This is a genomic window from Telluria sp. LT1R51-2, assembly GCF_059685775.1.
In genome coordinates this window covers 1,751,295-1,771,389 of record NZ_JCASIM010000001.1, presented here as the reverse complement: position 1 = coordinate 1,771,389, position 20,095 = coordinate 1,751,295, and the positions used below count along the sequence as shown (strand labels likewise).

Below are 20,095 nucleotides of genomic sequence, written 5' to 3'. Positions count from 1 at the left end.
AAACCGCAACTTCAGCAGTAACGATTGGAGAGATCACGCCGCAGGCCGTTTCCTCGCGCGGAACTGCGCTGCCTTGTGACGATTGCCACACAGCGCCATGCTGCACCAGCGCCTGCGGTGCGACTTGGTGCGGTCGTAGAACCACAACACGCATTCAGGATGCTCGCACTGCCTGACCAGCGCGAAATCACCATCGGCCAGCAATGCCGCCACTGCCTCGGCCAGGGTCCCCAGCGCTCTGGCCAGCGATGGCTCTGCGCCCTGTCGTACTAGCTGCGGCTGCGCCTCGTCCCACACCAGTGCGGGCGTCGACACCATCGCCGCCAGATACCGGTTGAGCAACGCTGGATCACCGCGCTCTCCCTGCGTACGGCGCGAGATCAGGTCACGCGCCGCAGCACGCAATGCCCGCGCATCGCGCAGGAAGTCGCCCGTAACGGGTCCAGGATGCACACCCGGATCGATACCGGAACGTTCCAGCCACGCCAGCACAGCATCCCCACTGCGCCAGAAATCCTGCTGCGCGTCGCCCACGCCTGCTTCGGTGTTGAGCATGTCGAGTGCCAGATGATCGGCGATCAGTGGTGCGGCATCGAGCCCGGGTTGCAATACATGTCCCATCATGCCTCCCTTTTGATAACCCTCAATATTATACTTGAACGGTTACGAAATTCGTGCAAGAATAAGTTCATAACCTGTATAAATTACTTTTCAGGGTTACTCATCCCGACACCACAAGGAGAAACTGTATGCCTCACTCACATCCCATGTTGCCAGCCGCTGTAACGCCAGTCGTGCGCTACAACACGATCGACATCGACGGCACCGACGTGTTCTACCGCGAAGCCGGTCCGGCGCATGCCCCCCCCGTCCTGCTGCTGCACGGCTTCGGCGCATCGTCGCACATGTTTCGCGACCTGATCCCAACACTGGCCAGCAACTACCGTGTGGTCGCACCCGATCTGCCGGGCTTCGGCATGACGCGCACCGATCCGGCGTTCACCTTCACGTTCGCGCATCTTGCGGACGTCATTGATGCCTTCACCGCTGCCGTGGGTCTCGATAACTATGCGATGTATGTGTTCGACTACGGCGCCCCGGTCGGCTGGCGTCTGGCAGTGCGCCATCCGGAACGCATCACGGCCATCGTGAGCCAGAACGGCAACGGCTACGAAGAAGGCCTGAGTCCCGGATGGGCGCCGATGCGCGCCGCATGGGCCGATCCGAGCGCCGCGAACCGCGAAGCGCTTCGACAATTCAATACGTTCGAGATGACGAAGTGGCAGTACACAGAAGGCGTTCGAGATGTGTCGCACGTTGCGCCCGACGGTTACGCGCTGGCGTTTGCTGCCACCGAACGCATCGGTGTCGAGGCACAACTGGACCTGCTGGTCGACTACGGACAGAACGTCGCGCAATACGCGCAGCTGCACGCGTACTTCCGTCAACACCAGCCACCGTTTCTGGCGATCTGGGGCAAGAACGATCCGTTCTTCTTGCCGGCGGGCGCACACGCGTTCATGCGCGACCTGCCGCAGGCCGACGTGCGCTTCCTCGATACCGGTCACTTTGCGCTGGAAACCCACGGGACGGAGATCGCCGGTGCGATGCACGGTTTCCTCAACCGGCATATCAGCGGCAAGCCCGACGTCCAGACGTAACGGTCAGACAGTGCGCCCTGCGCACATGGCCAGCGCCACCAGCTGCTGCTCTCGCATCAGGCGATACGAAATCGACATCTCGCGCATCAGGCAAATAAAGCTGGTCGTCAGCGCCAGTATTGCGCCAATGAAGCTGGCAGCGATCAGATGGACGAGCGGCAGGCCGGTGGCGTCGCCCAGAAACAGCATCGCGATCACCAGGCAGACCAGCAGGCCACACAAGGTGGTGGTGGCAATGGCGATATTGATCAGGTTCGAGCGGCGGTGCAGATTGCTCAGCGCCGCAATACACTCGGCGTCGACACACTTGATGGCGCGGTCTTCGAGCAAGCGCATCTGGTCAATGATGCGCCCGAGCCGGTTGGTCAGCACGATCAGCAGGATACTGACACCGGCAAGCAGGAACACCGGCGCGATCGCCAGCTGGATGACCTGACCGATATCGCCGAGCTGGATGTTCATCGCAACGCTGTCCATGGAGGGGAAGATGGCGGCAGTGTAGCAGTATCACTATGCAAAGCACGAGTGACAGATAAGCGACGCAGCACCCTGACCAAATAGTGCCAGACTGTGTGACATGGCGAACAGGCAAAATGGCTTGTCGCCTGCTAGCATCAGAGCGTTGCCATAAAAACACGTCAATGCCATGCAGTTTTCCGCTCCAACTCCTCCTGCACTGACCACGCTGCGCAGCAGTCTGGCCAGCCTCGCCGGCATACCCCCGCTCGATGCGCTGACCCGACTTGTCGGGGACGGCCACGCACGCCTTCCCCTGCCCGGTCATGGCGCGACGCTCGCCCGCTGGCAGGCGCTGGCTGCCGTCGGTGCCCATGACCTGCCTCTGGCCAAGATGTTCGAAGGGCATACAGATGCCCTGGCCATCTTGCATGAAGCGACGGCACATGTGCTTGCGGACTTGCCGCAAGCCACCTGGGGGACCTGGTGCGCGGAGCCCCCGGATGCACGCCTGGCCCTGCTGCCCACGCAGGACGGCCATCTTCTGCGCGGCCGCAAGGCGTGGTGCTCGGGCGCCCATGGCGTCACGCACGCGGTGGTCAGTTGCTGGGATCCGGATGGCGCGCCGATGCTGGCTGCGGTCGGCCTGCGCCAGCGCGGTGTGCGCGTCACCGATGATGGCTGGAACGCAGTGGGCATGCGCGCCACGGCCAGTGTCGACGTCTGGTTCGACGATGTGGTGGCCACGCCGCTGGCTGGCCCGGGCTTTTATGTCGAGCGTGCCGGCTTCTGGCAAGGCGGCGCGGGCGTGGCCGCCTGCTGGTTCGGCGCCGCCACGCGCCTGGCCGATGCGCTGCGCGAACGGCTCGCCGAACGCAGCGACCCGCATCGTCTCGCCCAACTGGGCGAGGTCACGGTAGCATTGCAAGGTTGCGCGGCGCTGATCCGCGAAGCGGCGGTTGCCATCGACAATGCGCCTGGTGCGAATGCCATGCGCACCGCAATGACGGTACGCCTGGGCGTCGAAGCCGCGGCCAATATCGTGTTGCACGCCGTCGGGCGCGCACTTGGCGCCGGCCCGCTGTGCAAGGACGCCGCGCTCGCGCAGCTGTATGCGGACCTGCCGGTCTTCATGCGCCAGAGTCACGCCGAACGCGACCTGGAAGCTGTCGGCAAGCTGGTCGCCGCCCTGGAGGATGCGCCATGGACCTTATAAACCGCTCGCGGCATATCGGCGGTACCGGCCCGGCAGCGAGCGACTGGGCGCGCGACGCCGCGCTGGCCGCGGTCGCGCCGATCACGCTCGACGAACTGATTCCCCCCGGCACGCGCGTGGTGGTGGTCGCGCCCCATCCCGATGATGAAATCCTGACCTGCGGCGCGCTGCTGCAGATGGTCGCTGCGCGGGGAGACGCGCCGCTGATCGTGGCCGTCACCGATGGCGAAGGCAGCCATCCCGGTTCGCCGGCGTGGCCGCCGGAGCGCCTTCGCCAGACGCGCGCCGACGAAACCAACGCCGCCCTGGCCCAGCTGGGCATTGACGCCAGCCGCGTGCGGCGCCTGCATATTCCCGATGGCGGCGTGACAGCGGCCGGGCCCGAACTCGAGCGCCAGCTGGCCGCCATCATCGAGCCCGGCGACATCGTCGTCACGACCTGGCGCTTCGATGGCCATCCCGACCACGAATCGACAGCGCTGGCCTGCAGCACGGTCGCGCGCCAGCGCGGCGCCCGCGTCCTGCAGGCGCCGGTGTGGGGGTGGCACTGGAGTGCGCCAGGTGACGGGGCGATGCCCTTGCACCAGGCGCGCAAATTGCCCGTGCCGACCGATGCGCTGGCGCGCAAGCGCGCCGCCCTCGGGTGTTTTCACAGCCAGATCGAGGGCGACGCCAGCAGCGGCGCGGCGCCCATCCTGCCCGCGTTTGCAATGGAACGCCTCCTGCACCCCTTTGAGCTTTACTTTCCCGACCATGCGTGACGCCCGACCCCTGGCCCATTTCGAAACCCTGTACGCCGCATCGGACGACCCGTGGGACGTGCGCGGCGCCTGGTATGAACAGCGCAAGCGCGCGATCCTGCTCGCCAGCCTGGGCAAGCCACGCTACCGCAGCGCGTTCGAGCCTGGCTGCGGCAATGGTGAAATGAGCATTGCGCTGGCCGGACGCTGCGAACGCCTGCTGGCCTGCGACGGCGCCGCCAGCGCGCTGGCCGCCGCACGGCGCCGCGCACCCGACGCTGCCACGCGCGGCATCCGTTTTGAAGAACGCCGCCTGCCGGCCGACTGGCCCCGCGATGAGACCTTCGACCTGATCGTTCTCAGCGAACTGGCCTATTACTTCGACGAAGACGCGATCGCCTCGATGCTGGCGAGCGCCGCAGCGAACCTGGCGCCGGACGGCGAACTGGTGCTGTGCCACTACCTGCACGACTTCGACGACCGCATTACCCCCACCGCGACCGTGCACGGGATTGCCAACGCGCAGCCCGGCTTGCGGCGCACGCTGCACCACCGCGACGAGGCGTTCGTGCTCGACATCTGGCGCCCGGTGGCGTCGGCACAGGGAGAACGCGCATGATCGGCGTCGCGATCCCCGCCCACAACGAAGAAGCGTGCCTGGGCGCCTGCCTGCAGGCCGTCCTGCACGCGGCGACGCATCCGCAGCTGGCTGGCGAGCCAGTGATGGTGTGCGTCGTGCTCGACGCCTGCGACGACGGCACAGCCGCTGTCGTGCGCGGATGGCAGGCGGCGTTCACGCTGGCCGGTTGCCGGCTCGATGCACTGGAAATCTCGGCGCGCCAGGTGGGCAGCGCGCGCGCGGCCGGCGCACTGCACCTGATCGCCGCCGAGGCGCGCTGGCTCGCGTTCACCGATGCCGATACACGCGTGTCACCGCAATGGCTGGCCGTGCAGGTTGCGCTGGGCGCCGACGTCGTGTGCGGCTCAGTGGCGGTCGACGACTGGTCGCCGCATGCCGACAAGGCGCAGCTGCTGCGCGAGCATTTCGCGCGCACCTATCACGACCGCGAAGATCACCGCCATATTCACGGAGCGAACCTGGGCGTGTGCGCACTGGCCTACCAGGCGGCCGGTGGCTTTGCCGCAGTGGCTTGCCACGAAGACGTGCTGCTGGTACGGGCACTGGAACTGTCAGGCGCCCGCTTCGCCTGGAGCGCGCTGCCACGCGTGTTCACCAGCGCCAGGCTCGATGCACGGGCACGCGGCGGCTTTGGCGACACGTTGCTGGCCGTGACCTGCGAGATGGAAGCATCTCTGCCGACGACCTGAGTGTCGTCAGGGGCGCGCTGCCAACCGGTCAACGCCGATGGGCGGCAGCCGGCGACCCAAAACTGCCGCTCCTGTACCGCTGGCATCAGGCGCCTGCTCATCCCCTGTATGCAAACACGAGCTTCGAGGCCTTAGGCATGATGATAATCAGACGACTCCCAGCATCCTGGACCCAGTTGTCTTGACTGGTCAGTGCGTTATCGATATCGTGCTCGACCTGCGTGTCGATCACGATTCCGAATCCATACTTATCCAGGTATTCGCCAATATTGTGAGTTAACACCCTGTTCATATCGGCGCCGGTTGCTTCAACGAGCACTGGCGTCGCTTGCCATGTGTACGACGTCCGGGTCTTCCTGCCGGATGCAGCGACTGTCCGGGCTGACGCACACTGATCAAAAAAACCGCGTCCTCGTCGGTCGATGTCGTGTGCGATATCACCCGGCAGTTCAAATACCACGATCCCTGTTTGGTTACTGCCTGGGCCTGTCCCCCATGTTTCCTCTTTCGAATAGATGACGTTCAATACGCCCAGACACGGCGGCGTCATGCTGCGGTGACGCGATGCGTCAGACAATTTGGACCAGACGGCTGCGACTCCGCCAACGATTACCAGTAGAAATACGGTGAGCGCTGCTGTGTAAGCTGCCGGGAATGTCCTGGATCGTTCTGTCATCAATGGACCAAGTGCCGAATTTGTGGGGCGCTTCAGCGAGTAGAGTAAACCCTCGCAAACACGATGTTTCAGTAGGTGGGTTACCGCCGATCCAGCCGGTCACAAATGCCACAAGCGATGCCACGCTTCATATTGCGATAACGAATCCCCACGAAAAGGGCGGAAGTCACGACGGCCCAGGCGAGTGCCGACGGCCAGGCGCGCGCAAACACCTCGTTGCGTATGAAGAGGTCGATGACAAGAAGGAGCAAAAACATCGAGGACACCGCAACGGTGTACTGAATGATCCAGTGCGTGAGCTTGGGCATGGCTGATTCCCCGGACACTTGTGAAAATTCGCTGTTAGCCGAATCTGGCCTGTGGGCTCAGCATAGCAGCTTGCCAGACTGAGAAATTCACGGACTGTCACAAAGGACCGGTTCGCTCCAGGACCGAATCTGGCCGGTCGAGGCAGCATAGCCAAGGCGGCTCAAACCGCCATCAGCAGGCTCAGGTAATGGTCCATCAGCAGCGCACCGAACAGCAGCGCCTGATACACGATCGACCAGGCAAACGCCCTGCGTGCGATTGCGTCGCTGTAGTGCTTGTGCACCAGCCAGCCATGGCGGAGAAACACCGCGTTCAGCGCGCACGCGCAGGCAAGGTAGAACAGCCCACTCATGCCGACCGCCCACGGCAGCGCGGTCCCGATTGCCAGCGCCACGCTGTAGCGCCATACCTGCTGGCCCGTGTGGGCCATCCCGTGGGTGATGGGCAGCATCGGCAAGCCGGAGCGGGCGTAGTCGTCGCGCCGCGCCATCGCCAACGCCCAGAAATGCGGCGGCGTCCACAAAAAGATGATCAACACCAGCAGCCAGGCCTCGAGCGGCACGCCATTGGCCACCGCGGCCCAGCCCAGTGCCGGCGGCATGGCGCCGGCAAAACCACCGATCACGATATTCTGCGGCGTGGCAGGTTTCAGCAGCAGCGTGTAGATGAAGGCATAACCGACGAACGTGGCGAGCGTCAGCCACATCGTCAGCGAATTGACCTGCGTGTACAGCAAGGCCGCACCGGCGCCGCCCAGCGCCAGCGAAAAGAAGACGGTCTGGGCCGGCCCCAGGTCACCGCGTGCCGTGGCGCGGCGCGCCGTACGGGTCATCCGCGCGTCGACCTGCGCTTCCAGCAAGCAGTTGACAGCAAAGGCGGCGCCGGCGAGCAGCCAGATACCGACAGCGCTGTACAGCAACACGGACCAGTCGGGTGCGCCATCGGTGGCCAGCAGGCTGCCGATCACAGCGCAGAACACGGTCAGCAGCGTCACGCGCGGTTTGGTCAGCGCCCAGTACTGGCCGGCGCGCTGCACCAGGCCCGTGGCAGGCGACACGCCGGCGACGACCTCGGGAATGGCCAGGGCGGCCGGCTGGATTTCAACAACTTTTGAATTCGACATGATCGGGCGACGGCTGCGCGCAGCCGGTCATTTCACAGAACCCATCATGCTAGTGGAAAACAGCGGCGCGACCAACGGGCAATTTGTCCTACTTGCCAAGCAAGCCACGTGCGCGCCACCAGGGGCAAGACGTCAGCGTACGTCCTTCGCCCGGGCACCGACCGCATGTTCCTGGCCTGGCGACAAGGCTGGCACCCGGTGCCTCAGGACAACCGCTTGCAGACTGAACAGAGCTACGTAGGCAACAAGTTCGACCAGCTCCTCGAACACCTGAGCGCGCGACGCGACCAGATCGACGTGGCACGACATATGCCCCTCGGCGCAGGTCGACCCGACCGCTGCGCCGAGCGCCACGAACAGCAGCAGCCAGGGTGCGCTGCGCACGAACGCCAGGCGCACTACTTCGTCAATGCGATAATGCCAGGCGCTGTAGACGAGCCAGCCGATGAGCAGCACGGCGGCGGGCCAGACCAGTGGCTGGAACCATAGCGGTTCGGGTGGCAGCGCCCTGCCCGCCGCATCGAACCCCGGCACAGCGCGCCAGGCCCTGCCCCAGCTGAGTTCACGACCCGCCAGCAGCAGCCAGACGGGGGCAGCCCATAGCGCCAGCATCGCCGTACGTTCCGGACGCCGGCGTACAAAGACCACCACCGCCAGCACGAAGCCGCTCAGCAACACCAGCACCTGCGCATTTTCCAGCACGCCTGCCTCGCGGCCCCATGCCAGCGGCAAGAGCAGGCTTGCGGGGTAACAGGCCATGAGTGCCGCCAGCAGCGCCCATTGCGCCGGGCGCATCTTCGCCCACAAAAATAACCGCCCCATCGTTTCTCCGTTCGCAAAATTGTTGCCCGTTTGAACGGGCCAATTCGCAATTGTACGAATTGGCATGTCGCGCACGATTGGTTTTTGGAGAAATCCCCTGGGCATCCGATGTATTTATCGCTTCCGGACGCATCGGGAGTGTCACATCCGTGCAGATTCCTTGACACGTCTTCAACCACTCGGTTACCTTATGGTTAACAATTGCCATATAGCAATTATAACGATCCCGGTCGGCAACCATGGCCAGGGCATGCGGAAAGCACGTTTGTCATTCACCCATTGACGTTCACACCAAGGAGTTTCACCATGGATCAACTGCCTCGCGGGCAGTCGTCACGCCGCACCCGCATGCCCGGCCTGCCGCTCGCGCCAACCCTGCTGCTTTCGGTACTGCTGACCGGTTGCGGCGGTGGCAACGGCGAGTCGCCGGTCGCCGTCATGCAGAACGCCAGCGCCAGCCTGTTCAAGACCGTCGCTGGCGTCTTCGCCAGCACCGAGACAGCGCTGACCCCGGTCAAGGCTCAGGCCAGCTCGGCTGAGCGGCCCGATCTCGATGGCCCGGCGGCAATCGACCATGATGCCGGCACGCGCTGGGGCAGCCTTTTCACCGACGATGAATCCCTGACGCTGGACTACGGTGCGACGCAGACCATCACCCGCGTGCGCATCGACTGGGAAGCTGCCCATGCCAGCGCCTACCTGCTGCAAGTGTCCGAGGACGGCGGCAGCTGGACCACGATCAAGACCGTCACCGACAGCGTCGGCGGCGTTGAGGATTTCACGGGTCTGAACGGCCAGGGCCGCTACCTGCGCATGAAAGGTGTCAAGCGCGCCGGGCAGTATGGCTATTCGATCCTCGAGATCCAGGCGTTCACCGGCACCCCGGCTGCGCCAACACCCAACCCGGACCTGCCAGCGCCACAGCTGCCGATCGACCTGACCTACCCCGGCGTGGCCGTCAAGCCCGTCGCTGCGACCTCGTCGACACCCGAGAACGGCGGCATGGCGGCCGGCATGGCCATCGACGGCAAGCCCGGCACACGCTGGTCGAGCCGGCCGGAAGACGGCGCGTGGATCAACTTCGATTTCGGCGCGCCTACCGCAATCGGCTACATGAAGCTGAGCTGGGAACAATCGTACGGCAAGGTCTACACGATACTCACGTCGAACGACGGCGTGACCTGGACGCAGCTGCGCCATGTCGGCACCGGCAAGGGCGGCATCGAGGAATTCTTCAATCTGGGTTTTCAGGCGCGCTACCTGCGCCTGCAGGGCGTGGCACGCGCAACGCAGTACGGCTATTCGCTGTTCGACGTCGAATTCAAGTCGCCGGGCAGCGACAACACGCTGCCCGATGCGCCGACGTCGGCCGTGGCGTTCCCGGCCAATGGCGCCGCGCTGAGCCCGTTGCCGGGCACGGCTGAGCCGATCGAATCGCTGCAATTTACCCTGGCGGACGGCACGCTGGTAACCCGCTTCGGCGCCCGTGGCCTGGCGCGCCATGGCCGCGAGCGCGGCGAAGACTGGAACGAGATCGGTTACGGTCCGAACGACACGATCGACGCGGGCACCGGTCTGCCGCTCGACAAGGGGCCGGGCAACTACCTGACGTTCGTGCCGCAGTACCACAAGAATCGCACCTGGGGCGTCGAGATCATCGACAACAGCCGTGTCGCGGGCGTCACGCAACCGATGCTGGTCGTGAACCAGTACACGACGGTCGACTTCCTCAAGGGCGGCGTCGCGTTCTTCCGCCAGTTCGACGAGCCATACTCGACCGGCTACGGCTGGATGCGGCCAGGCGAACTGGTTGACAACGACATCCCGATCTGCAAGCCCACACCCTATCCGCAGAATAACCGGCTGGCCAGCGCCAACGGCATCAATGGCGGCTGCACCTTGCTGGTCAAGGATTATCCGGGTCACAGCGAGCTCAACAGCGAAGGCTTCAAGACCGGCCGCAGCGTGCCGGGCCGGCCGCTCGTCAAGGGCGACATCATCGAAGTCTCGCCGTCGTACTTCACCACGCGCGAGGCGCTGGGCGCGCTGGGGGACACCGGCGGCATCCGCTACTACTCGCAGGAATGGAGCTACGTCGTCGGCCAGGGCCTGCGTCCGTGGTATGGCGTGCAGCCGCGCCTGAACTCGGTGCCGCTGCCGGACGAGGTGCTGTCGGGCGGGCTCGGCTCGGTGTCGTACAACTACAGCGACAATGGCCTGTTCATGTTCCAGCAGCCGCACAACAACGTCGGCATGCAGAACATGCAGCGCTTCGTCGAAGGCCGGCGCCTGCTGCACACCAACTTCACCACCGGCGAACACAATGAAGCGGGCAACGACCGGTATGCGGCGGCAGTCGGTCTGCAGGGCGGCCGCTTCAACCAGTCGGCCTGTATTGCCTGCCACGTCGGCAATGGCCGCAGCCCGGCCCCGGCGGCCATCAACCAGCGCCTCGATGGCATGGCAGTACGTGTGGCGCGCGTCGGTCCGCAAGGCCAGCAGCTGCCGCACCCGACGTATGGCACCACGGTGCAGATGAATGCGGTCTCCAGCAACGGCACGCCGCAGAACTGGGGCACCGGCGTGCGCGTGACGGGCTTCGACACCCGCATGGTCCAGCTGGCCGATGGCACGAACGTCGAACTGCGCAAGCCGACCATCGCCTTCGACGGTCCGGTACCGGAGACCGTCTCGCTGCGCGCGGCCCAGCCGATGATCGGCACCGGTCTGCTCGAAGCGATCCCTGAAGCCGACATCCTGGCGCGCGTGCGCTCGAATCCGGACGGCGACGGCGTGCGTGGCACGGCCAATTTCGTGTTCGATCCCGAAAGCGGCGCCGTGCGCCTGGGCCGCTTCGGCTGGAAAGCGTCGAAGGCCACACTGCGCCACCAGGCGGCATCGGCTCTGCTGGCCGACATGGCGGTAACTTCGCCCGTCTACCCGAGCCTGTCTTGCGACGCCAACCCGGCCGCCTGCGCCACGGCGCCCCGCCAGCGCGGGATCTCGGAAGCGGAGCTGCAATCGATCTCGAACTACCTGGCGCTGCTGGCCGTACCAGCCCAGCGCAGCCTGGCCAGTGGCTTCCCGAAAGGCGTCGCGCCACTTGACGAGCACCGGGTCGACACGCGCCAGGTTGCTTCGGGCCAGAAGCTGTTCGAGGCGATGCGCTGCGTGGCCTGCCACACGGCGTCGATGAAGACCGGTTCGAACCACCAGTTTGCCGAACTGCGCGACCAGACCATCCGGCCCTACACCGACCTGCTGCTGCACGATATGGGTCCGGGCCTGGCGGACAACTACGTCGAAGGCCAGGCTACCGGCAGCATGTGGCGCACTGCGCCGCTGTGGGGCATCGGCTACAGCGACAAGGTGATGGGCAAGGATGGCAAGGTCGGCTACCTGCACGACGGCCGCGCACGCACACTGAGCGAAGCGATCCTGTGGCACGACGGCGAAGCCGCCGCCGCGCGCAAACGCTTCGAGAAGCTGGCGACGGTGGAACGCGAGGCGCTGTTGGCGTTCCTGCGCTCGCTGTGATGTTCGCTCTGATGTAACGAAGGCGCCGGTTTCGCAGCCCGGCGCTTTTTTTTGGCTGGCATATTCTGCGGTCCGAATATATACTACGTATACGTTTCATATACAGGAGTATTTTCATGGGCATTGTCAATATCGACGGCGACCTGCACGATCAGGTCCGGCTGGCCACCAAGGTGTCGTGCCGCTCCATCAACGCGCAGGCAGCGTTCTGGCTCAAGGTCGGCATGCTGGCCGAAACCAACCCATCCCTCAGCTTCAACGAGATCATGGTGCGCGAACTGGCCGCCGCCGGCGTCGCGGTGCCACCGCTCGTCACCGGGTTGCGCGTCGCATGACCAAGCAACCGCATGAACTGGCGCTGATGGCCGAGTCGGGGCGCCTGCTGGCGTCGGTGTTCGGCATGCTAGATGGCTTGTCCCTGGCGGGCATGACCACGCTCGAGGTCGATACGCTGGTCGAGCGCTTCATCGTCGACGAGTTGCATGCGCGGCCGGCCAGCAAGGGCCAGTACGACTACGGCTTCGTGCTCAATGCCTCGATCAACCACGTGGTCTGCCACGGCGTGCCGAACACGTGCGATGTGCTCAGGGGCGGCGACATCGTCAACTTCGACATCACGCTGGAAAAGAACGGTTTTATCGCCGACTCCAGCAAAACGTACCTGGTTGGCGACGTCGACATGAAGGCCAAGCGCCTGGTGCAGACGACGTACGAGGCGCTGTGGAAAGGCATCCGCGCCGTGCGGCCGGGCGCGCGCCTGGGTGATATCGGCGCGGCGATCGAGCGCCATGCAAAGCGCAATGGCTGTTCGGTGGTGCGAGAGTATTGCGGCCATGGCATCGGGCGTGAGATGCACGAAGAACCGCAGGTACTGCACTTCGGCGCCAAGGGTACGGGACTGAAGCTTGTCGAAGGCATGGTGTTTACGATTGAGCCGATGCTCAATCGCGGCGGGCGCAGTGTGCGCACCGAAGAGGATGGCTGGACCGTGGTGACGCGCGACGGCTCGCTGTCGGCGCAGTTCGAGCACACGGTGGCGGTGACCGCAACCGGCGTGGCAGTGTTGACCCTGCGGCCTGAAGAAACCGGAATGCTGACTGCTTAGAACACCAGCATGCGCCAGCCGGGCGCGCTGCCCTGCTCGACGAATGTCACCATGCCTTCGACGCCGATGCACTGGGGCGCCAACGCAGTGAGGTCCGCGCCAAGTGCATTCAACGCCTGGCTGCAGGCGCGGATCTCGACCCCCAGGTCAACCGTGGCATCCAGATGCCGGGCGACCGTCCAACGCTCGGCGCCGAAGCCGGTCAGGCGCGCGCTGTGTTCGCGCAGCAGCCAGGCGACGGACTGGTTGGTGAACAACATCTTGACGGGCATGTCGAGCGCCGCCGCGGCCTGCGCTGTCATGAACGGCGTCGTCAGTGCCTCGGGCCGGGTCAGGTCGCACGACCAGACCATGATCGCCAGACCTGCCTGCGCCGAATTCACGGCTTGATCCAGTCATCGACCGGTTCGAGCCGCATGCGCCGCTCGGCCTGTTCAACGAGGTCGGCGCCATGCGCCAATTGCGCGCGGTCGCGTTCCCAGTCGCTGGCCTGGATCACGGAAATCCAGCCGGCCCCATACGGATCCTGATGGATCAGCTCGGGCGTTTCTTCGAGCGCCGTGTTGATCTCGACGATCGTCCCGGACACCGGCGTCTTGATCGTCACGACCGTCTTGCTCAGCTCCACGACACCCACCGTCTTGCCCTGCTCGACCTCGTTCCCCACCGGCTTTGGGCGGCACATGTAGAAATGGTTGCCGCTGATCTGGACACCGAATGCACTCACGCCCACCTGCACGCGGCCGTCATCCAGCGGGCGGCACCACATATCATTGTCGAGGTCGAAATAGCAGTCGTCCGGATAGTCGAAGCCGAGGATGATCATAGGAATGTGAAGAACAGGAACAGCAACAGAAAGGATGGCGGAAGGATGCGGGAGTCGAACCCACCCGGCGACGCATGGCGCCACCAACTGGGTTTGAAGCCCAGCCGCCCCACCAGGGACGATTTCCTTCCGTTGAGCCGCGATTTTACCTTGTACTGAAAAATTGCGTCAGGCTCACGGTGATTTCTCGGAAAACAGCAACGTTCCCGGCCGCAGCAGGTGGACGTCACCCACGCGGCGCAGCAGCCCGATCCGGTCAAAGAACTCCAGGATCTGGATCGCGCGCTTGCGTCCCAGGCCCGTCAGGTCGCGGAAACGCGCGGCCGCGACCTGGCCACCGGCTTCTTCAGCGGCGAGCTTCCTCGCCAGCGCTGCCAGCTCGTGCATCACGGCCGGGTGATAGAACAGGTCCTTGACCACCTGATACACGTCGCCGCCGCGCGCCATGCGGCCGAGCACCTGGCGCACCTGCGCTTCGGGCAACCGGGCCTGCAACGCGATATCGCGCACCCATGGCGGATCGAAGCGCCCTTCGCGCAGCATCGGCAACGCGTGCTCGGCCACGATCTGCTCGGCCGCGCGCAAGGCCACGCCGTGCTCCGGCAAATGCAGGAAGCCATTTCTGCGCGCGAGCACGCCGGCCTCGATCATGTGACCCGTCAGTTGCAGCCACAGCGCCTCGGGCATGCGCGGCGCGGCCAGGCGGCGCGCGCGCTGTACGTCCGGACCGATCTCGTCCGGGTACTTGTCGTGGAAGTCGCGCAATGCCGCCAGCAGGCCAGCCTGGGCCTCGTCCAGGCGGGCACGGGCGATCAGCCACTCGCCGCCGGCGCCGACGACGATGTCAGGCACGCTTGCGAGATCGAACGGCCAGCGCGACAAACCGCTGCTGCGCAGCCAGGTGGCGCCATTGACGCCGTACTGCGCCTGCGCCAACGCGCCCAGCAGGCGCGTCAGCGGATCGATGGCGCGCTGCGTGTCCAGGTAAGCCAGGCGCTCGGGCGTCTGGCGATAACGGATCGGCCCCAGCGGATCGAGCACCTGGCCACCGGCCACCGTGCGCACCGCCGACGCGTCGCGCAAGATAAAACGGTCGCCATGCCAGACATTGGCTGGCTTGTGCAGCACGAGCTGCGCCGGCGCGCCGGTACCCGGGGCAATCGATGGCTGGCCCAGCACGGCCACCGTCGCCAGGCAATCCTGCGTCGCTGCGTGCAGATGCACGAGCGTGCCCGAGCGCAGCGCCTTGTCTTCGGTGGCGGCGACCTGCAGCCAGACGTCGATCCGCTGCGTGGTCAAGGCAATGGCCGGATCGCACAGCACCTGGCCGCGCAATTCATCCGTGCGTTCCAGGCCCGCCAGGCCCACGGCGCAGCGCTGGCCCGCTTCGGCAGCCTGGGCGGCGCGGCTGTGTACCTGCAGGCTGCGCACGCGGTAGGTATCGTCCGGCGTAGACGCCAGCGACAACGCGTCGCCGATCGTCACGTCGCCCGCCGAAACGCTGCCGGCCACCACGGTGCCGACGCCATCGAGCGTGAAGGCACGGTCCAGGCCCATGCGGAACCCCGCGCCTGCCACAGCGTCGCCCGGCGCAGCCGCCAGCGCGTCGACCAGATCGGCGCGCAAGGCGTCGATGCCATCGCCGCGCACGCTCGAGACATGCAGCACCGGATACTCATCCAGCCCGCTGCTGGCCAGCAGTGCGCGCACCCGTGCTTCGGTCTCGGCGACGCGCGCCGGCTCCACGCGGTCGATCTTGGTGATCACGGCTGCGCCACGGCGTACGCCCAGCAGCGACAGGATCGTCGCATGCTCGATCGTCTGCGGCATCGGGCCGTCGTCCGCCGCGATCAGCAGCAAGCCGAAGTCGATGCCGCTGGCGCCGGCGACCATCGTGCGCACCAGTTTTTCGTGGCCCGGCACGTCGACGAAACCGATGCGGCGGCCATCTTCCAGCGGCATCCAGGCGTAGCCGAGTTCGATGGTGATGCCGCGCCGTTTTTCTTCCGGCAGCCGGTCGGCGTCGATGCCTGTCAGCGCGCGTACCAGCGCCGTCTTGCCGTGGTCGATGTGGCCTGCAGTGCCGACAATCATGCAGAATCTCCGATGATGGCCAGCCGCAGGCCGGCCAATTGGTTGATGACCTCGCTTGGATCGTCGACACAGCGGCAATCGAGCAGCACGCGGTCGTCGGCAATCCGGCCGATGATCGGCGCCGGCAGGCTGCGCATGGCGTCCGACAGCGCATCGAGCGCCGTGCCCATGCCGCGCTTGCCGGACAAGACCGGCGCGATCGCCAGCCCGCACGATGGCAGGCGGTCGATCGGCAACGAGCCCGAGCCGATCTGGCTGAGCATCGTTTCGAGTGTGACCGTGTAGCGCGGCGCCAGCGCAGCGCGCAGCGGCTCCAGGATCGCGTTTGCGGCCACGGCCACCTGCTCCTGCGTGCGGGTCAGCCAGCGCAGCGTCGGCAATTCATGCACGAGCAGTTCGGGTTGCAGGTACAGCTGCAGGGTCGCTTCCAGCGCCGCCAGCGGCAGCTTGGACAGGCGCAGCGCGCGCTTCATCGGAAACTTGCGGATGCGCCCGATGTGTTCGCGCGTGCCGACGATCAGGCCCGCCTGCGGCCCGCCCAGCAATTTGTCGCCGGAGAACATGACCACGTCGCAGCCATCCGCCAGCATCTGCTGCGGCGTCGGTTCCTGCGGCAAGCCGTACTTGCCCATGTCGATCAGCGAGCCGCTGCCCAGGTCCGACACCAGCGCCACGCCGCGGCTACGTGCCAGCGGCGCCAGTTCGGCCTCGCTCACCGCACTGGTAAAGCCCTGCACCATGTAGTTGCTGGTGTGGACCTTGATCAGCATCGCCGTGCGCTCGGTGATCGCGCGCTCGTAGTCCGCCAGGTGCGTGCGGTTGGTGGTACCCACTTCGACCATGCGCGCGCCTGCGCTGTCCATCACGTCCGGCATGCGAAAGGCCCCGCCGATTTCCACCAGTTCGCCGCGCGAGATGATCGCTTCGCGCCCGCCGCTCAGTGCGGCCAGCGACAGCAGCACTGCGGCAGCGTTGTTGTTGACGACCGTCGCCGCTTCGGCGCCGGTGATTTCGCACAGCAAGCCTTCGACGATGCTGTCGCGATCGCCCCGTGAGCCGCTGTCGAGGTTGTATTCGAGATTGTTCGGGCCGGCCATCATGGCCGTCAGGTGGCGGATTGCCACGTCCGGCAGCACCGAGCGGCCCAGATTGGTATGGATGACCGTGCCGGTCAGGTTGATCACGCGGCGCATGCGCGGCGCAATGCGTGCGGCGACGCGTTCGGCCAGCGCCTTGGCCAATGCATCGGGTGCCACGGCGCTTTGCGCCAGCACGCCGGCCAGCGCCTGCGTGCGCAGGTCGTCAACCAGCGCACGCGCCTGCCCGGCGACCAGCGTGTGGCCGTGGGCAGACAGTTGCGCCTGCACCGATGGCAGACGCAGCAGTTTATCGATCGAAGGCAGTTCCTTGACTGTCGCCTTCGAGCCGTGGACCACGGACTCGCTGAGCGACATGATCAATTACTCCGGTTCGATGGTGGTGCGATGGCCGGTTCGCCCGGTGCTTCCTCGCCGCCCGACAGCAGCAGCAGGTTCACGCCATGCGCTTCGTAGCCCGCTTCGGACACCAGGATGTCCAGCGTCAGCGACGCCAGGTCGTCCGCCACCGGGTCGACATTGAGCTCACGCTCCATGCGCACGATCTTGATGTAGTGATGGCACTCGTCGCACGTTTCGGCTTGCACCGACGCCTGCGACGCATCCTGCACCGCGCCATCGGTGGCCAGCGCCTCGAGTGAGTGGTAATGGATACCCTTGGTGCTTTCGCAGTGGCTGCACTTGACCCGCACCATGTGCCACTGCGCGGAGCACAGCGAGCAGTGCAGGTAGCGGAAGTTGCTGCCGGTCTGGTCAACGCGCGTGATCGACGCCGTCGGCAGACTGCCGCAGCATGGGCAGGTCGTCATATCGAGCGTGCGGCCGTATGGCTGCTGGCGCGCGGCGCCATACGCTTCCTGGATCGCCAGGACCATATTCGTCCAGTACACCTGCAGACCGGCCGCCACCAGCGGTGCGGCGCTCATGTCCAGGCCTGCCGCGCCCTGCAGCAGCAGTTCGGCCTGGCCTTCGAGATGGTCGTCACCGGCGGCCAGCAGGGCCTGCACGGCGGCTTGCGCGGGGCTGCCCGCCAGACGCGGGACCAGGAGTTCCAGCATGCGGCGCATTGCGCTGCGCCAGACCGGATCGCGCGGCCACAGCGGCGCCGGGACCGGTGCCTGGGCAGCGCGTGCGGCGGCGGCCAGGTCGTCCAGCGTCGGCAGCGTGACGGTCGGGTAATCCTGCAGGACTTCGTGCTGGACGGCGGCCAGTTCGGCGGCAAACAGTAAAAAGTCGTGCATCGCGTGCCCCGGCGCCAGCTGGCGCAGACGGGTGGCACGGGCGGAGAACAACTCGCGGCGCACCGGGAGTTGGATATACGGCATTTGCTCGCCAGCCCGGACAGCGATTTCTTCGGGGCTGAGCAGCTTTGAGGCTTTGGTAATGCTCATGGAAAGATGCTTCCTATTCGGTTCTTGCGATGGTCAATCCGATCGGCCGGGGCAATTTGCTGCCCCCGTTAGTGGAAAGACCGTCGTTCCCGCGGTGGCGGAAACGACGGTCTCGACAGCCAGCTTAGCCGAACAATACTACGTTAGCGCTTGTTGCGCTTGGCGTCCTCTGCCACTTCCTTGTACCACAGCGGGTGGTGCGACTTCGCCCAGTCCTCGTGCACCGTGCCACGGGTCATGGCGCGGAACGAGCCCTTGACCCAGATGGCGGCGTACACGTGCATGATCACGCTCAGCACCAGTGCCAGGGCCGAAGCCGCGTGCACCAGCATCGCGAAACGACGCAGCGGAATCGGGAAGAAGTCCGCGAACCATGGTTGCCAGAACATGAAGCCAGTGATCAACAGCAGCACCAGGCTCACGGCAAAGATCCAGAACACGGCTTTCTGGCCCGCATTGTACTTGTGTACAGGCGGCATCGCGTGCTCGTTACCCTTGAGGAGTTCCGGCGCCTTTTTGACCCAGGCCGTATCGGTCTTGGTCCAGAAGTTGTCACGTACCACGGCGAAGAACAGGAACACGAAACCCAGCACCATCAGCAAACCGAAGAACGGATGCAGGATGCGGGTCCACTGTCCACCGCCGAAGAACATCGAGAAGAAGAACATCGACGGATGGAACAAGGCCAGGCCAGTCAATCCGGCGCAGATGAACAACAGAGCCACGGCCCAGTGGTTCATGCGCGTCATGTCGCGATAGCGAGTGATAAACATGGTCTTCTCCTTATACCCGTTCGTCGTCGCGCTGGTCGGGACCAGGCGTCGGCTGAACATCGGGTTCGTCGTGGTGCGTCTCGATCGGGCCAACCTTCATGTAGTGGAAGAAGCCGGCCACAGCAGCGCCGACCATTGCAGCCACACCCAGCGGCTTGGCGATACCCTTCCACAGCGCCACGGTCGGGCTGATGGTCGGGTTCTCGGGGAGGCCGGCATACAAGTTCGGCTTGTCCGCGTGCTGCAGCACGTACATCACGTGCGTGCCGCCCACACCGGCCGGGTTGTACAAACCAGCGTTCTGGTAACCACGTTCCTTCAGGTCGACCACGCGGTCACCTGCGTACTCGATCATGTCTTCCTTGGTGCCAAAACGGATGGCGCCAGTTGGACAGATCTTCACGCAGGCAGGTTCCATGTTCACGGCAACGCGGTCGGCGCACAGTGAGCACTTGTAGGCCTTCGAGTCCACCTTGCTGATACGTGGCACATCGAACGGGCAACCGGCGACGCAATAGCCGCAACCGATGCAGTTCTCGCTGATGAAGTCAACGATACCGTTCGTGTACTTGACGATCGCGCCCGGCGCCGGGCAGGCCTTCAGGCAGCCTGGCTCGTCGCAGTGCATGCAGCCGTCCTTGCGGATCAGCCACTCCAAGCGATCGCCCTCGTCCGCAGACTTGGTCACGACTTCCGAGAACTTCATGACGGTCCACGACTGTGGCGTCAGGTCGATCGGGTTGTCGTAGGTGCCGTGGTTTTCGCCGATTTCATCGCGCAGATCGTTCCACTGCATGCACGCCACCTGGCATGCCTTGCAGCCGATGCAGCTGGACACGTCGATCAGCTTGGCAACTTCCGGCTTGTGCGTACGGGCCACCGGCGACTGCGTGGTGGTTGCCGAACGCGCCGCAATATCGAGAGATTGTAATGAAGACAT

Annotated in this window: 21 protein-coding genes and 1 tRNA gene; 8 read left to right on the top strand and 14 right to left on the bottom strand. The window is 65.2% G+C overall.

The genetic code is table 11. The features are described 5' to 3' along the window. Positions 1-33 precede the first annotated feature (33 nt). Positions 34-624, bottom strand: coding sequence for a CGNR zinc finger domain-containing protein (locus AC56LH_RS07880; protein ID WP_499645427.1), 591 nt, complete (start codon positions 622-624; stop codon positions 34-36). Between the two features lie 125 nt (positions 625-749). Between AC56LH_RS07880 and AC56LH_RS07875 the strand changes: the two genes are divergently transcribed. Further along, positions 750-1,661 carry an alpha/beta fold hydrolase gene (locus tag AC56LH_RS07875; RefSeq protein ID WP_499645426.1) on the top strand — a complete coding sequence of 304 codons (912 nt, stop codon included), beginning with the start codon at positions 750-752 and terminating at the stop codon, positions 1,659-1,661. A gap of 3 nt (positions 1,662-1,664) precedes the next feature. On the opposite strand, the gene AC56LH_RS07870 is transcribed toward AC56LH_RS07875, so the two are convergent. After that, complete coding sequence (locus tag AC56LH_RS07870) at positions 1,665-2,123, bottom strand: DUF2721 domain-containing protein (RefSeq protein WP_499645425.1); 459 nt, start codon at positions 2,121-2,123, stop codon at positions 1,665-1,667. A 184-nt stretch (positions 2,124-2,307) separates the two neighbouring features. Here AC56LH_RS07870 and AC56LH_RS07865 point away from each other — a divergent pair, with 184 nt between their 5' ends. Genes AC56LH_RS07865 through AC56LH_RS07850 form a run of 4 tightly spaced genes read left to right on the top strand, consistent with a single transcriptional unit; the run spans position 2,308 to position 5,402 of the window. After that, complete coding sequence (locus AC56LH_RS07865; RefSeq protein ID WP_499645424.1) at positions 2,308-3,333, top strand: acyl-CoA dehydrogenase family protein; 1,026 nt, start codon at positions 2,308-2,310, stop codon at positions 3,331-3,333. After that, complete coding sequence (locus AC56LH_RS07860; RefSeq protein WP_499645423.1) at positions 3,321-4,094, top strand: PIG-L deacetylase family protein; 774 nt, start codon at positions 3,321-3,323, stop codon at positions 4,092-4,094. The genes AC56LH_RS07865 and AC56LH_RS07860 overlap by 13 nt, the downstream gene beginning before the upstream one ends. Continuing rightward, a complete protein-coding gene (locus AC56LH_RS07855; RefSeq protein ID WP_499645422.1) occupies positions 4,087-4,692 on the top strand; it encodes a class I SAM-dependent methyltransferase in 606 nt (201 codons plus the stop codon). The genes AC56LH_RS07860 and AC56LH_RS07855 overlap by 8 nt, the downstream gene beginning before the upstream one ends. Beyond that, positions 4,689-5,402, top strand: coding sequence for a glycosyltransferase family 2 protein (locus AC56LH_RS07850; RefSeq protein WP_499645421.1), 714 nt, complete (start codon positions 4,689-4,691; stop codon positions 5,400-5,402). Before AC56LH_RS07855 ends, AC56LH_RS07850 begins: the two co-directional genes overlap by 4 nt. A gap of 97 nt (positions 5,403-5,499) precedes the next feature. Here AC56LH_RS07850 and AC56LH_RS07845 read toward each other — a convergent pair whose 3' ends face one another. From AC56LH_RS07845 to AC56LH_RS07830, 4 genes are all read right to left on the bottom strand, one after another. After that, a complete protein-coding gene (locus AC56LH_RS07845) occupies positions 5,500-6,078 on the bottom strand; it encodes a hypothetical protein (protein WP_499645419.1) in 579 nt (192 codons plus the stop codon). An 80-nt stretch (positions 6,079-6,158) separates the two neighbouring features. After that, positions 6,159-6,386 (bottom strand): hypothetical protein, encoded by a 228-nt coding sequence (locus AC56LH_RS07840; protein ID WP_499645417.1) that lies wholly within the window; start codon positions 6,384-6,386, stop codon positions 6,159-6,161. Positions 6,387-6,547: 161 nt separating this feature from the next. After that, positions 6,548-7,510 (bottom strand): heme o synthase, encoded by a 963-nt coding sequence (gene cyoE, locus AC56LH_RS07835; RefSeq protein WP_499645415.1) that lies wholly within the window; start codon positions 7,508-7,510, stop codon positions 6,548-6,550. 132 nt (positions 7,511-7,642) lie between these two features. Then, positions 7,643-8,332, bottom strand: coding sequence for a hypothetical protein (locus tag AC56LH_RS07830; protein WP_499645413.1), 690 nt, complete (start codon positions 8,330-8,332; stop codon positions 7,643-7,645). 306 nt (positions 8,333-8,638) lie between these two features. On the opposite strand from AC56LH_RS07830, the gene AC56LH_RS07825 reads away from it, so the two are divergent. The 3 genes from AC56LH_RS07825 (at position 8,639) to map (ending at position 12,974) form a co-directional block, all read left to right on the top strand. Next, positions 8,639-11,869 carry a di-heme oxidoredictase family protein gene (locus tag AC56LH_RS07825; protein WP_499645411.1) on the top strand — a complete coding sequence of 1,077 codons (3,231 nt, stop codon included), beginning with the start codon at positions 8,639-8,641 and terminating at the stop codon, positions 11,867-11,869. Between the two features lie 116 nt (positions 11,870-11,985). Continuing rightward, positions 11,986-12,204 carry a ParD-like family protein gene (locus AC56LH_RS07820; protein ID WP_499645409.1) on the top strand — a complete coding sequence of 73 codons (219 nt, stop codon included), beginning with the start codon at positions 11,986-11,988 and terminating at the stop codon, positions 12,202-12,204. Further along, a complete protein-coding gene (gene map / locus AC56LH_RS07815) occupies positions 12,201-12,974 on the top strand; it encodes a type I methionyl aminopeptidase (RefSeq protein WP_499645407.1) in 774 nt (257 codons plus the stop codon). Before AC56LH_RS07820 ends, map begins: the two co-directional genes overlap by 4 nt. Here the strand turns inward: map and AC56LH_RS07810 are convergent. From AC56LH_RS07810 to fdxH, 8 genes are all read right to left on the bottom strand, one after another. Continuing rightward, on the bottom strand, positions 12,971-13,357 hold the full coding sequence (locus AC56LH_RS07810; protein ID WP_499645405.1) for a DsrE family protein: 387 nt from the start codon (positions 13,355-13,357) through the stop codon (positions 12,971-12,973). The genes map and AC56LH_RS07810 overlap by 4 nt on opposite strands. Next, positions 13,354-13,800 carry a glycine cleavage system protein H gene (locus AC56LH_RS07805; RefSeq protein WP_183552343.1) on the bottom strand — a complete coding sequence of 149 codons (447 nt, stop codon included), beginning with the start codon at positions 13,798-13,800 and terminating at the stop codon, positions 13,354-13,356. Before AC56LH_RS07805 ends, AC56LH_RS07810 begins: the two co-directional genes overlap by 4 nt. 35 nt (positions 13,801-13,835) lie before the next feature. Continuing rightward, positions 13,836-13,931, bottom strand: a tRNA-Sec gene (locus AC56LH_RS07800). A gap of 43 nt (positions 13,932-13,974) precedes the next feature. Beyond that, a complete protein-coding gene (selB, locus tag AC56LH_RS07795) occupies positions 13,975-15,894 on the bottom strand; it encodes a selenocysteine-specific translation elongation factor (RefSeq protein ID WP_499645403.1) in 1,920 nt (639 codons plus the stop codon). Next, entirely contained in the window at positions 15,891-17,348 is a 1,458-nt protein-coding gene (selA, locus tag AC56LH_RS07790; RefSeq protein WP_499645402.1) for an L-seryl-tRNA(Sec) selenium transferase, read from the bottom strand. The genes selB and selA overlap by 4 nt, the downstream gene beginning before the upstream one ends. Positions 17,349-17,350: 2 nt before the next feature. Continuing rightward, positions 17,351-18,382 (bottom strand): formate dehydrogenase accessory protein FdhE, encoded by a 1,032-nt coding sequence (gene fdhE / locus AC56LH_RS07785; protein WP_499645400.1) that lies wholly within the window; start codon positions 18,380-18,382, stop codon positions 17,351-17,353. Positions 18,383-18,525: 143 nt separating this feature from the next. Further along, entirely contained in the window at positions 18,526-19,155 is a 630-nt protein-coding gene (locus AC56LH_RS07780; protein WP_499453806.1) for a formate dehydrogenase subunit gamma, read from the bottom strand. A 10-nt stretch (positions 19,156-19,165) separates the two neighbouring features. Next, complete coding sequence (gene fdxH, locus AC56LH_RS07775) at positions 19,166-20,095, bottom strand: formate dehydrogenase subunit beta (protein ID WP_499645398.1); 930 nt, start codon at positions 20,093-20,095, stop codon at positions 19,166-19,168.

What these genes read in the sequence shown, in the direction of transcription:
- AC56LH_RS07825 (WP_499645411.1), top strand. Translation starts at nt 8,639, where the DNA reads ATGGATCAACTGCCTCGCGGGCAGTCGTCACGCCGCACCCGCATGCCC.
- map (WP_499645407.1), top strand. Translation starts at nt 12,201, where the DNA reads ATGACCAAGCAACCGCATGAACTGGCGCTGATGGCCGAGTCGGGGCGC.
- AC56LH_RS07805 (WP_183552343.1), bottom strand. Translation starts at nt 13,800, where the DNA reads ATGATCATCCTCGGCTTCGACTATCCGGACGACTGCTATTTCGACCTC.
- AC56LH_RS07860 (WP_499645423.1), top strand. Translation starts at nt 3,321, where the DNA reads ATGGACCTTATAAACCGCTCGCGGCATATCGGCGGTACCGGCCCGGCA.
- AC56LH_RS07875 (WP_499645426.1), top strand. Translation starts at nt 750, where the DNA reads ATGCCTCACTCACATCCCATGTTGCCAGCCGCTGTAACGCCAGTCGTG.
- selA (WP_499645402.1), bottom strand. Translation starts at nt 17,348, where the DNA reads ATGTCGCTCAGCGAGTCCGTGGTCCACGGCTCGAAGGCGACAGTCAAG.
- AC56LH_RS07850 (WP_499645421.1), top strand. Translation starts at nt 4,689, where the DNA reads ATGATCGGCGTCGCGATCCCCGCCCACAACGAAGAAGCGTGCCTGGGC.
- AC56LH_RS07845 (WP_499645419.1), bottom strand. Translation starts at nt 6,078, where the DNA reads ATGACAGAACGATCCAGGACATTCCCGGCAGCTTACACAGCAGCGCTC.
- AC56LH_RS07780 (WP_499453806.1), bottom strand. Translation starts at nt 19,155, where the DNA reads ATGTTTATCACTCGCTATCGCGACATGACGCGCATGAACCACTGGGCC.
- AC56LH_RS07820 (WP_499645409.1), top strand. Translation starts at nt 11,986, where the DNA reads ATGGGCATTGTCAATATCGACGGCGACCTGCACGATCAGGTCCGGCTG.
- cyoE (WP_499645415.1), bottom strand. Translation starts at nt 7,510, where the DNA reads ATGTCGAATTCAAAAGTTGTTGAAATCCAGCCGGCCGCCCTGGCCATT.
- AC56LH_RS07855 (WP_499645422.1), top strand. Translation starts at nt 4,087, where the DNA reads ATGCGTGACGCCCGACCCCTGGCCCATTTCGAAACCCTGTACGCCGCA.
- AC56LH_RS07865 (WP_499645424.1), top strand. Translation starts at nt 2,308, where the DNA reads ATGCAGTTTTCCGCTCCAACTCCTCCTGCACTGACCACGCTGCGCAGC.
- fdxH (WP_499645398.1), bottom strand. Translation starts at nt 20,095, where the DNA reads ATGTCTTCATTACAATCTCTCGATATTGCGGCGCGTTCGGCAACCACC.
- fdhE (WP_499645400.1), bottom strand. Translation starts at nt 18,382, where the DNA reads ATGAGCATTACCAAAGCCTCAAAGCTGCTCAGCCCCGAAGAAATCGCT.
- AC56LH_RS07870 (WP_499645425.1), bottom strand. Translation starts at nt 2,123, where the DNA reads ATGAACATCCAGCTCGGCGATATCGGTCAGGTCATCCAGCTGGCGATC.
- AC56LH_RS07840 (WP_499645417.1), bottom strand. Translation starts at nt 6,386, where the DNA reads ATGCCCAAGCTCACGCACTGGATCATTCAGTACACCGTTGCGGTGTCC.
- AC56LH_RS07880 (WP_499645427.1), bottom strand. Translation starts at nt 624, where the DNA reads ATGATGGGACATGTATTGCAACCCGGGCTCGATGCCGCACCACTGATC.
- AC56LH_RS07830 (WP_499645413.1), bottom strand. Translation starts at nt 8,332, where the DNA reads ATGGGGCGGTTATTTTTGTGGGCGAAGATGCGCCCGGCGCAATGGGCG.
- selB (WP_499645403.1), bottom strand. Translation starts at nt 15,894, where the DNA reads ATGATTGTCGGCACTGCAGGCCACATCGACCACGGCAAGACGGCGCTG.